This is a genomic window from Neoakkermansia glycaniphila, assembly GCF_001683795.1.
GTDB classification, from domain to species: domain Bacteria; phylum Verrucomicrobiota; class Verrucomicrobiia; order Verrucomicrobiales; family Akkermansiaceae; genus Akkermansia; species Akkermansia glycaniphila.
Window position 1 is genome coordinate 38284 of record NZ_LIGX01000020.1, and the last position, 11300, is coordinate 49583.

Below are 11300 nucleotides of genomic sequence, written 5' to 3' on the forward strand. Positions count from 1 at the left end.
GGGATACTACAGCGAATAGCAGGCCACAACGATAATTACCGTGATGGCGATGCCGCTGGCAAAGGAGGGGCAGAAAGAAGCCGGTCTATCAGATGGAAGGCGGATTGTCCTGCAGCGTGCCGGGTTTGGCTCCGTGCTGTTTCAAGAGCTGCCGAACGTCTTCCGATCCTGCGCAATCAAGCAGGGTGCGCCCGGGGAACGGTTCTGCATTCGCATTGATGCCACGGTCGAGAAAGAGCCGGACATCATGTGCTCTCCCGGTCCGAACCAGATGCTCCAGCAGGATGTTACTTTGGATGGTGTTCTGTGCCGCGTATTTCAGGAGCAGTTCCAGCATGCCGGGGTCGCGCAGTTTGACCGCCAGCCCGAGGTCGTAAATCGTAGGCGTGTCACCCAGTTCGAGCATGGCGCGTACGAAGTCGATGTTTCCGTATCCGATGGCATTGTATAAGGAGTGTGACAAGCGCAGATCGGGTTTCTTGTGGAGGATGAGCCGGACGAGTTCCGCATCCTGCCGTTCGATCGCGCTTCTCAAATGTTGTTCCTCAATCGTCGCTCCGCGCTCGATCAGCAACGCTTCCAGGCTGCGGTTGCCGTGCAGAGTGGCGTATTCCACCAGATTGCCCTGAGCAGGGTCGGCGCCGTGGTCGAGCAACGCCTGCGCGGCGGCGATGTTCCCCCGATCGACGGCCAGAGAGAGAACGGGAGTTTCGTGGAAGAGTTCCCGGGCATCGGCTCCCTGTTTCAACAGCGTTTCGACACGGACGGCATCCCCCCGGATGATGGCATCGGCAAGGGGCGATTCGGATCCCTTGCTCACGGTATCTTCGGAAGACGGAAAATCGTACACGCCCATGAAGAATGGCGTATCGTTCCTGTCCGGGCGTCCGATCATCCAGATAAAGGGCCGATTCAGATAGGCGGCGATGTAGCGGTATTCCATGACAGGAGGGAGTTCGAGATAGGGAGATGGCGGGCATGCTCCACACCCCAATCCTGTTCCGGTCACTGCCGCCGCTTCTGTTCCCTCTTCATCGTTCTTGATGCGGCAAAATTGTTTGATTCCGTTGATATATAATGGGCCGTCCAAGGGTGGCTCTATGGTCATACCTGTAAAATTTGATCCTGTCGGCAGAAACGAATGCGGTATCCCCATGGCACGCAGTGCCGGCACAAGACTGTAGTTCGCATCGTGATCGAAGCGCGGCATGCGCAGATCCTGCCGGATGGCGGCATGCTGCGCTCTTGGATGCCGAGGCTTGCCCGCGTCGTTCAGCGACTGCATCAGTTCCGAAAATTCGGCGGCAGTCAATTTGTTCAGGAACTCGTGCACTTCCGTGCCTTCGGGCGGTAGAATGGCGACGAATGCCGAACGAGAGTGCTCGTAGTATTTGGCGATGACGATGCAGTCGCCTGCCTGAGTCGCCAAGAAACCGTATTGATTCTGGATCATGAGCGGAGTGGCTGCCCATGACCCGTCCGGCTTGATGAAAGGCAGAACGCGCGTGTCTTTTTTGTCGAATATTTGCAACCAGCGATGTTTCAAATAGATGGCATTGACAAGCATCATGCGTGTGTCGTCCGGAATGTCACTTTCGGAAATGACTTGTGGGATCAATCCGTGAGTCGCCTTCTTGGCGAAGGCATTGATTCGGTCGGCGGCATCACTTTTGTTCTTTTTGAAGTCGACCTGTTCGGATTGTGTTTTGTCGTCGGAGACGAGGCGGAGATAATCGGGGGAGAATTCGATGCTCCTGTCAAGATAGAGGCGGTTACCCATTTCCAGATTAAGCTCGGCTTGCCGGAATGCCTCATCCAGTGCAGCCTTGCCGGGAATGGTTTTTTGCAGCTCTTCGAGTGTCTGGCCGCGCGCACCGGGCGTCGCCAGAGAAATGGCGGCTGCAGCGGAGTAGGGGGACAGGGCGATGTTGCCCTTGTGTTCGGCAGAGACGCGGCGCAGCAGTTCCAGGCCGAATTCCTGTCCGGAGGGTTCGGCCTGAACCGCAGACATCAGAGCGAACAGCGATGAGATTGCAAGAGAAAGGGAACGGGTTGTTTTCATACCGTATTACCATAACACCGGGTTCAGAAGACAGCAAGAGAATGAAGTGTTACAAGTATGTAACAGCTCGGTATGGACAACTCTTCGTGAATGTCTTAGCATGAGGAAATGAAGTCGGGAATATTCGCTCGGATCGTGTGTTTGGCGGTTTGTACCTCGGGTTTGGGCTGTTGCCGGAGTGCAACCGAAGCTGTATCCGTATCGGCGGTGCGTTATGACTGGCTGTCACGCAAGCCCGCGCCGGAGGTTTTACGGCTCGCGGAGCGAGACGCATCTACAGTCCGAAATATTGTGGACCATGCCGAAAGGCGGGGATGTACGCAGGTGGATGTCCTGCCGCTCGCGTCCAAGCATCCCCAATCGCTCGTGCTGCTCTTCGAGGCGTCGGACGGCTCCGTTCTGGATTGCTGGTCCGTTGATACCGGTGCGGGATTTTCCCTGAGTCAAAGAAAATGGCCGTCCATGAAGCACCGGGGAGGAATGGCGGATGTCAAGGAAGCCGACCGGAAGCGATGGTACGGGATGCTCGGCAGCGTGCAGCAACGCCTGCCGCGATGAGGGGCGGGCGGCCCTTTGGGGGAGGAGAACAGGGCTACTTGAGCTTTTCCCGTTTCATGATTTCCGAAATGACCTGATACAGGTCGCCCTTGGAGACGATGCCGCTGATTTTCCCCGTGTCGGGGTGGACTACGGCGAGGGAGTCCATGCCAGAGGCGGTGAAGGTGCCCAATGCGGCAGGAAGACCCATTTCCGGGGAGAGGACGGGGATGTCTTCCCGCATTACGTCAATGGCGATGACGGTGTTCGCCAGCGTCGCACTTTTGGCGAAGGTCATCACGTCTTCCGGGATGATGGTGCCGAGGAAGAGCTTGTTCTTTCCTTCGACGAAGACGTTTTCGCCGGGGTTTTTCAGCAGGATGGTAGCGATGGAGCCGAATTTGTCGCCCGGTTCCACGACGGCGGGAGTGGTGCGCGCGATGTCGCTGACGCTGACGTCTCCGAGGTGCTTGTCGAATGCCGTGCGGGGGCCATTGGTCAGGGAGTCATAGTACATCGACTTGGCCTTCAGGAGCATGGACATGGCATGCGAGCAGACCACCGCGAGTATCAGCGGGAAGATCAGCGTGCCTGCCATGGAGAATTCGACGACGAGGACGAGGGAGGTGAGAGGAGCATTCGCCGCCGTGGTGAAGAAGGCGGCCATGCCGACCATCGTGTAGGCGACTGCATGGTCTCCGCCGATGCCCATGGCGGTCAGCGCCGTGCTGAAGAGGAAGCCGAGAAGTCCGCCGATCATCAGGCTCGGCGTCAAGGCCCCGCCCACGGTGCCGCAACCGAAGACGACGGCGACAGCGACGATTTTCAATACGAGGAAGATGGATGCCTGTTCCGGTGTGAAAACGGTCTGGACGAGCCCGGCGATGATTTCAGCCCCGTTGCCGACGACATGCGGATCATAGCAGGCGAGCAGGCCGACGAATAGCCCGGCCAGCATCAGGCGGAGGGGGAGGAACTGGCGTTTGCCGTTCAAATAGCTGCGCGATACCTTGAGCAGGACGAGCCACCCCTTTGCGACGCATGCCGCAATGATGGCCAGTACGATGCAGAGGAGTACCTGGTTGATGTCTCCGAACGTCGTGGAGGCCGCTTCATAAATGGGTTTCTGCTTGCCCAGCATGTGCATCAGGACGAAGCTCGTGCTGCTCGCAATGAGCATGGGCGCGAGAATGTTGATGGACAGGGTGCCGAGAACGATCTCGCTGACGAAGAGGCACGCACCCAGCGGCGCATGGAAGGCGGCCGTGATGCCTGCCGCCGCGCCGCAGGCCACCATCAGGCGGAGACGGGGCGCCGAGAGTTTGAATTTTTGTCCGAGCGTGGAAGCGGCGACGGCCGCCGTTTGGACGAGAGGGCCTTCTTTTCCGATGGCCGCTCCGGACGAGATGCTGAAGATGGCGGAAAGGCAGCGCAGCAGGGAGGGGCGCACGGGTATCTTGCCGCTGCCGAGCGAGACGGCTTCCATGTATTCCGTCGCCTTGGCAGGGACGAATTTGTGGGTGAAAAGCAGCGTGAGGCCGGCCAGCAATCCGCCGACCACAGGTACGGCGATGCGCCGCCAATCTCCTATCTGTTCGAAGGCATCCACGCGAGTTTCCGCATGGGCGCCCGTCAGAATCCATTGAAGGAATTCCGTTGAATACTCAAAAGCCAGAGCGACGCATGCGCCGAGAATGCCGACGAATATCGCCCAAAGGTAGACGAAGTGACGATCCTGAATGTGCAGCTTCTGCAGCAGCTCGACGGCAAATCGGAGCCATGCAAGCGAAAGGGGGGAAAATGTTTTCTTCTTCTTGGCCTGTGAAGTCGCCATCAGCTCAGGATGCTTTGCAGTTCGGCTTTCAGATTGGCCGGATCTCCCCAGCGGGCGGAACGTTCGGCGCAGGGCACGGATTTGTGCCAGCGGATGATCTTGCGGATGATGAACAGGTAGTCGCTGACCTGCGACATGGGGACGGCGATGAAGATGACGAGATCCGCCATGCTTGCCTCATCGGGCCACGGTACGCCGTCCGGCAGGTAGGCGGCCATCAGGGAAATGCCGGGCAATCCTGCCACGCGGGCATGCGGCACGGCCAGACCGTTTTCCAAATAGGTGGGAACGGATTCCTCTCTGACTTCGGCGTGGGCCAATACTTTGGCCGACAGGACGGGAGAAAGCCCCTCCGTGGCACCTTCCGACAGGACGTTCAAAGCCTCGGCCCGGGTCTGTACCGGGCCACCTTCCCAAATATGAATGTCAACAGGTGAAATATCCATGTTTCCGGAGAAATGCGCGTACTCCATTCATAGCATACTTTGCCCTGCGCTCAAGCTTCAATACGGACATGAAGGAGGAAAACGGCGGGGTCAATCCTGAGGGACTGGAGATGGCCGGTTCTCCTTCGGGGCATCCGCTTCCGTGGTATCTTCGGAGAACGGCAACATCTTCCGGAGAGCATGCAGCGTGCGGATGGCATCGGGCTGATCTTGTGCTGCAGCCTTCTGCATCCATTGAATCGACTTGACGGGATCGCTTGCCACACCTTCGCCCGTTTTGTAGCAGAGAGCGAGTTTCCACTGGGCGTCCGCCATTCCCTGTTCCGCCGCTTTCGTGTACAGTTCGAACGCCTTTGCCGGATCCTTGCCGACGCCTTCGCCTCGTGCATACAGGGTGCCGAGGATGTAGGCGGCTTCTTTTGCCGGTTCGAACAGGCGCATGCCCGCCATGCATTGTTCCAGCAGAGCCGCTCCTTTCGCCGGATCATGGATGCCGAGGCTTCCGTTCAGATAGCTGACGGCCAGCGCCTGTACGGCGGGACCGTAACCCGCATCTGCCGATTTCCGGAGCCATACCAAAGCCTGTTCGTCGCTTGCCTGCGTGCCTCGTCCTTCCTTGAAGGCGTTCGCCAGTTCATATTGCGATTGAGGATAACCGGATTCGGCGGCCAGAGTGAACCATTTGACGGCTTCCTTCCGGTTCGGCGGATAATCGAGTCCCTTGAGATAGCGGTAGCCTACCGCCTCGCAGGCGGCGGGATAACCGCGCTTCGCCGCCGCCAGCATGGCTTCGGCTGCCTGGGGGCTATTATCCGTCTCGCCGTTTGTCCAGCCGCATTGCCACGCGGTTTTGTAGGATGCCAAGCCTCCCTTGTCTCCGCTAATCAGGTAGGAAGCCGTTGCGATTCCAAGCAGGGCAATCACGGTAAAGGACAGATGCCACTGATCCCGCATGCTGATCCTGAATTCAGTTTGTCCGGATTCGCGGCGAAGAAACATGTTGTATTTGATGAAGCCGGGAAGCGCCAGAAAACCGCCGACGATAGCCCCGAACAGTGTGATGAACAGGAATACATTCTGGGAAAAAGAGAGGGCAAAGAAGGCGGCGGCGCCGACAAGCATCAGGGCTGACCATGTGCCGGCATTGATTCCGAAACGCCGACGGTGGGAACACAGAATGATCGCGGCGGACGCGATGCCGCAGGAAGAGGCCAGCATGCCGGGAATGGGAAACTCGAGGAACAAGGAAGCGAGCATCCATGAGAAGATGCCGTCGGACGAAGCCGGATATGATGCCAACGGCAGACATAAGATGGTGCTGATGAGGCCGCACAGGATGTAGAACAGAAGAAATCCGGAGAACCCCATCACGGGAGCCACCATGACGCCAAGCAGAAGCAGGGAGAGCGAGGAAAAGATCAGAATACCCAAATCGGGAGCCACGAACAGGCCAGTCAGGCACCGCCACCATTCATGGTCTTCCATGCAGGCCCAATAGGACGCCATACCGTTCAGCGTTTGCTCCTGATCTTGAGGCGAACGGTCGGATACGAAGAAATAAACGAGCCAATTGACGGCGAGCAGCAGAAGGATGGCTCCATACCTGTTTTTCGGGTACGGGCGCAGGCTCTTTTCATCGGCAACAGGTTTCCAGTCTCCATCCTGCTGCACGGTGACGAGCATCTCCGGAGTGACGATGCCCTTGCTGCGGAGGCGTTCCATTTTGGACTCCGAAAACGGCCCCTTCGGGGAAGCCTCGGCATGTTCCTTGTAATAATACTGTTTCATTGTTTGTCTGAAGTTTCCGATTGTTGCAAGGCATTGGCGGCTTTACGATGACGGTTTGCCGCCGCTCGCTCGATCCAGTGTCTCGACTGCGATTCGTTGCGGGAAACGCCTGTACCGTTCCGGTAAGCCATGCCCAGCCTGTACTGGGCTTCCACATCTCCGGATGCTGCCGCCAGCTTCCACCAGTACACGGCCCGTTCCGGATTGCGGCGGGTACGGAGCTCGTAAATGCCCAGGATCGTTTGTGCCGGAGCATACCCTTGTACGGCGGCCTTGTGCCAGCATGCCGCTGCGTGTCGGGAATCTTTCGTCACGCCATTGCCCTGCATGTAGGCCCAGCCTTCGGAATAGTCGTCGAGTGACGTGTCGATCCCGGTTCCGGCAAAGGATGCGGCAGCGGCTGCCGGAATCAGGAAGGCCCACGGAAGAAGCGATCTTTTGGATACCGGAAAGTATTTGAAGAGGAGCATCAATCCGAGTCCGACGATCAGACCCGTCATGCAGGAAATGAGTTCCATTTCCTTCAGAATGAGGGGAAGAAGCAGGAAGAGGAGCATACTCCAGAAAGCATTCGGCATTTTCCAGGCGCGCCAGACGGGCAAAACCATCGAAGCTCCGATGAGGCTGAATGTGGCCGCCCCCATCGGCGAGGCAAATACAGGTACAGGTAAATCGCGAATTTGTGGAATATATGCCAGAATGATGCCCCCTGCCGTGAAGGAGCCGATAATGCCGCAAAGAAAATAGAACAGCAGGAACCCGCCTCTACCGAGTACAGGCGGGAGCAGGGGGGCGACCGTCAGCAGCAGCAAGGCATTCCCGGCCAGCAATACGGGATCGCCTGTCATGAATAATCCGGTGAAGAATCTCCACCATTCCTGTTGGTCGATGCAGCTCCATCCGTTCGGAAGCAGCGTGTCTTTCGCATCGAAATCCATATTCAGGCGTTCCGAAGGCGACAGGAAAAACAGGATGATATTGGCGGCAAGCAGGAGGAGAGGGAGCAGGTAATCGGCTTTGGGTTGTGGCTTGCAATCCCAGCATTTTGCGGCGGGCTGCCAGGGCGAGGCCATGAACGATTTACGGCGGCGCGTCGAGACGCGCCGAATCAGCATGTCGTCCGATATGGAGCCGGAGCTGCGCAATGCCTGCATCTCCCACACGTTCAACGGACCTTGTGGCTCAGAATCAGGATGTTCCTTATACAGGTATTTTTTCATGGCTTCACCGGGTAAAGGTTTTCGGGCAATATGGCTGCGCTTTTCTTCAACCAGTACGGCAGAGATTGGGAATCCTTTTCCAGATAATCCTGAATCTTCCAGAGGATCATTTGCCCGGCGGCTCTTCGGTTGCCCTGTCGTACAGCCTTGTTCAGCCAGTATAAGGCCCGCTCGGCATCCTTGTCCACCCCGAAACCGTTCATGTAGTTTTTTCCCGTTTCATACTGTGCTTCCGGGAAACCGTGCATGGCGGCTTTTTCCATCCAGAAGGCGGCCTGTTCCGGATTTTCCGAACGGTTGCTGGGTTTCGTCCAGCGTTGCGGATTGTAGCACAGGTTGAAGCTATAGTTGCGGAGAATAAGCGGAGGCCTGTCCATGTAGCAGTAGGCCGCCGCTTCGCAGGCATAAGGGAATCCGTTGGAAGCGGCCCGGATGAGAAGTTCGCCGGCCTTCTCGTCATCCGCCGTATAAGCGCGTTCTTCGTCCAGTATGGCGCTTTCGCTTCCCGTTGCCATATAATTGGCCAGAGCGGCGCATGCCAGCATGAAGATGGCCGCAAGGCACATCCGCCGTGCTTTGCGCGAAGGAGCCATAGGCACACCGGGCGGAGCTACAGGGGTGTCGTGGCGGCTCAGGTGAAGCAGGTAGTATGGCAGCGCCAGCAAGATGCCCAGAAGAAGGCCCGCCGTTGCCATTAGGAAAGTGGCACGGGCCAGTTGGCTCAACAACAGGGGAAAAACCACGCAGACGAGAAACGTCGCCAGCATGATCATCGCTCCCCATGACCAGACCGTACCAGAGCAGAAACTCCGCCAGCCTCCAAGGACGATCGCCGCTCCCATCAGACCGTAACAGCCCGGAACCACACCCGAGAGTGGCAGATGGCACAAACCGTAGGATGTTTCGATTTCCGGGATGTAGAGAGCAATCGCTGCAAGGCTGCCGCCCATGCCGCAAAGCATGTAGAGCAGGAGAAAGCCGATGCGCCCCACAAAGGGGACGACGCGCGCTCCCATGGAGAGGATCAGGACGGCCGCCGTACCCAGAGAGAGGATGCCCGTGCAGGAGAATGTGCCGGTGAAGATGCGCCACCATTGCCCATCGACGGCGCACGTCCAGATATTGGGCTGGCCGTTGGCCGTGTGCAGCTCCCATGAAGGAAACGGAGAAGGCAGCAGGCAATAGACGGCGAGCAGCAGCAGGACGAGAACACATGCAGCCGGATAGTCTGCCTTCGGGTAGGAAATCGGGATGCCGCATTCCGAGGCGCGTTGCCACTCTCCGCCGTTCATCCGCACGAAGGTGGAAGGGGAGACATACCCACGGCACCGCAGGGCAGCCATTTCATCGAGGGTGAAGGGGCCGTTCGGTTCGGACTTGGAACTGTTTCCGTATTCGTACAGGCATCCGCTCCGGTGGCCGTGAGAGGATATGTTGGGAGGGTTCATGGCGTACGTTGGGGATTGGGATATCAGTCCTGTTTTATCATGGCCAAGCAGGAGCGGAAAAAGTTTCTTATATGGCGGTAATCCTGCCAGAAGCTCTCTTTCAGCCCCCGTTCGTAGACATTCAGGCGAGCGAGGGCTTCATCGGCTTTTCTCGTCTTTGCATGGGTGAGCCACAGGCGGGCCTCACTCAAATTTTGCCGGCAGCCGTCTCCGTTCATCAGGGCAATGCCCAGTTCCGCAGCCGCATCGGGGAAACCGTATTGAGCGGCTTTCCGAAACCATGCAACGGCTCGTTTGCGGTGCTCCGGTGATCGGTTGAGCTGCCAGGCGAGGGTGGCGTATTGCCGTGGTTCGTATTGTTGAGAATGGAGTTTGTTGCGGTGTCTGGGCGGCAGATGATCCATATGGCTGTAGGCAATCGCCTCATAAGCGTACGGATAGCCTGCCCGGGCCGCTTGCATCAATCTGGCGAGGGCTGCCAGATTGTTCTGAGGCTTGCCTTTGCCATGCAGGTAGCAGCGGGATTCTTCTTCTGCTGCGATGGCGCTGTTCTTGCCCGTCTGTTTGTAATTCATCCACGCTCCCGCCAAAATGAGCCACAAGGCAAGGCTGCAAGCCGACGAAACGGAGAGAAAACGATGGCCCGATTGGGGAAGTTTGCCGCACTGCCTGCGCCGGAAAGCATGCACCAGAGCACAGGGGGAGGCAAACGCCATTCCCAGTAGCAGGCCGAGAAAAGAGAGCCGCATGTACGGGACGATGCTATCCGTGATCCCGATGAAGAAGTAGAGTGCGACCGTGCATATCATGACGGACGCCGCCCAAGCCAGCACATTATCCCTGATGCACGGACGGCGCGGGCAAAGCACCAGCGCCGCACCAAGAAGCCCGTAGGCGGCGGACACGATGCCTGGCACGGGCGTGCTTTGGTATTCGTACAGGGAAACGATATCCTCCGTAGAACCGAAGTGGGGAATGTACCACTCCAGCACGGCGAAACTGCCGCCGATGCCGCACAGAACATAAAGCAGGAGGAATCCGGCGGTGCCAAGAAAGGGGGTGATGAACGGCCCCATGAGGAGGATCAGCCCCGTGGCGAGGCACAGGGGTACCGCGCCGGGGCTGAGAAAGGTTCCTGTCAGGAGCCGCCACCACTGGTGGTCGACGGTGAAGGTCCAGATATTGGGCTGGCCGTTGCCCGTCTGTGCGTCCACAGGCATGTGCCAGTTGTTTGTCAGCAGCCAAAGGAACCAGAGCAGTGCAACGAGCATCCAAGCCGCCTTGCGGGAGGCGGCAGGATAGAAAAGAGGAATGCCTATGCCGCGTGCGCTCACCCATTCGCCGCCGTTCTCGCGAATGAAGGAACCGGGGCCGAGATAGCCCTTTTGGCGGAGTTCCGGCAGGAGGTCGAGAGGAAACGGCCCCTGCGGCTCTGCCGAGGGGGAGTTTTTGTATTCATAGGTATCCATGGGGAGGAGATCAAGCGGTAGTGTGGTTTGGGGGGATGAGGTTTTTCCATTCGGCCGGGAGCCTGCACGGGCGGGCTTCGGGCATCTGGACGAGGGCCAGCCGCTGCCGCGCTCGCACGCAGAGTTTGCCGTCGGAGGGGCGGCGCACTTCAAAGCGGAACCACAGCGAGGCGCGGTCGACGCTTTCCAGCCAGCCCATCGTTTCGATCTGATCGGCCAGTACGGCGGGGAAGATGTAGTCGATTTCATGGCGCACGACGACGGTGTATTTGTTGTCCTTCGTCAGCGTCAGGTAGTCCATGCCTATTTTTGTGGCAAGCTTGGTGCGGCATTCTTCGATCCAGCGCAGGTAGGCGAGGTTGTGGACGACTCCGCCGCAGTCCGTATCGTAAAACATGACCTGTACGGCGGTTTTGAGGGAGATGTTGTCGGGAATCACTGCGTGGCAGGATGGCATGTTTCCGTTTGCGAGTCAAGAAGGAAGTGTCCAATGATG

At 58.1% G+C, this 11300-nt stretch carries 9 protein-coding genes; 1 reads left to right on the forward strand and 8 read right to left on the reverse strand.

Features of this window, described 5'->3' with window-relative positions; translation table 11 throughout:
- Positions 1 to 88: 88 nt before the first annotated feature.
- Positions 89 to 2062: a serpin family protein gene (locus AC781_RS05845; protein ID WP_067774942.1), complete on the reverse strand. Its 1974-nt coding sequence runs from the start codon at positions 2060 to 2062 to the stop codon at positions 89 to 91.
- 291 nt (positions 2063 to 2353) lie between these two features.
- On the opposite strand from AC781_RS05845, the gene AC781_RS05850 reads away from it, so the two are divergent.
- Entirely contained in the window at positions 2354 to 2620 is a 267-nt protein-coding gene (locus AC781_RS05850) for a hypothetical protein (protein WP_071133522.1), read from the forward strand.
- Positions 2621 to 2654: 34 nt separating this feature from the next.
- Here AC781_RS05850 and AC781_RS05855 read toward each other — a convergent pair whose 3' ends face one another.
- The 7 genes from AC781_RS05855 to AC781_RS05885 all read right to left on the reverse strand — a co-directional run bounded on the left by AC781_RS05855 (position 2655) and on the right by AC781_RS05885 (position 11261).
- Positions 2655 to 4433: a chloride channel protein gene (locus AC781_RS05855; RefSeq protein ID WP_067774948.1), complete on the reverse strand. Its 1779-nt coding sequence runs from the start codon at positions 4431 to 4433 to the stop codon at positions 2655 to 2657.
- Positions 4433 to 4879, reverse strand: a complete 447-nt coding sequence (locus AC781_RS05860) for a PTS sugar transporter subunit IIA (protein ID WP_172801836.1) — start codon at positions 4877 to 4879, stop codon at positions 4433 to 4435. The genes AC781_RS05855 and AC781_RS05860 overlap by 1 nt, the downstream gene beginning before the upstream one ends.
- Before the next feature lie 90 nt (positions 4880 to 4969).
- A complete protein-coding gene (locus tag AC781_RS05865) occupies positions 4970 to 6667 on the reverse strand; it encodes a rhomboid family intramembrane serine protease (protein WP_067774954.1) in 1698 nt (565 codons plus the stop codon).
- Positions 6664 to 7887, reverse strand: coding sequence for a tetratricopeptide repeat protein (locus tag AC781_RS05870; RefSeq protein ID WP_067774957.1), 1224 nt, complete (start codon positions 7885 to 7887; stop codon positions 6664 to 6666). Before AC781_RS05870 ends, AC781_RS05865 begins: the two co-directional genes overlap by 4 nt.
- Complete coding sequence (locus tag AC781_RS05875) at positions 7884 to 9335, reverse strand: rhomboid family intramembrane serine protease (RefSeq protein WP_067774960.1); 1452 nt, start codon at positions 9333 to 9335, stop codon at positions 7884 to 7886. The genes AC781_RS05870 and AC781_RS05875 overlap by 4 nt, the downstream gene beginning before the upstream one ends.
- Positions 9336 to 9358: 23 nt before the next feature.
- On the reverse strand, positions 9359 to 10804 hold the full coding sequence (locus tag AC781_RS05880) for a rhomboid family intramembrane serine protease (protein ID WP_067774963.1): 1446 nt from the start codon (positions 10802 to 10804) through the stop codon (positions 9359 to 9361).
- Positions 10805 to 10814: 10 nt separating this feature from the next.
- On the reverse strand, positions 10815 to 11261 hold the full coding sequence (locus AC781_RS05885; RefSeq protein ID WP_067774966.1) for an acyl-CoA thioesterase: 447 nt from the start codon (positions 11259 to 11261) through the stop codon (positions 10815 to 10817).
- Positions 11262 to 11300: the final 39 nt, after the last annotated feature.

Coding starts and splice junctions, on each gene's coding strand:
- AC781_RS05845 (WP_067774942.1), bottom strand. CDS start 2,062: ATGAAAACAACCCGTTCCCTTTCTCTTGCAATCTCATCGCTGTTCGCT.
- AC781_RS05855 (WP_067774948.1), bottom strand. CDS start 4,433: ATGGCGACTTCACAGGCCAAGAAGAAGAAAACATTTTCCCCCCTTTCG.
- AC781_RS05860 (WP_172801836.1), bottom strand. CDS start 4,879: ATGGATATTTCACCTGTTGACATTCATATTTGGGAAGGTGGCCCGGTA.
- AC781_RS05865 (WP_067774954.1), bottom strand. CDS start 6,667: ATGAAACAGTATTATTACAAGGAACATGCCGAGGCTTCCCCGAAGGGG.
- AC781_RS05870 (WP_067774957.1), bottom strand. CDS start 7,887: ATGAAAAAATACCTGTATAAGGAACATCCTGATTCTGAGCCACAAGGT.
- AC781_RS05875 (WP_067774960.1), bottom strand. CDS start 9,335: ATGAACCCTCCCAACATATCCTCTCACGGCCACCGGAGCGGATGCCTG.
- AC781_RS05880 (WP_067774963.1), bottom strand. CDS start 10,804: ATGGATACCTATGAATACAAAAACTCCCCCTCGGCAGAGCCGCAGGGG.
- AC781_RS05885 (WP_067774966.1), bottom strand. CDS start 11,261: ATGCCATCCTGCCACGCAGTGATTCCCGACAACATCTCCCTCAAAACC.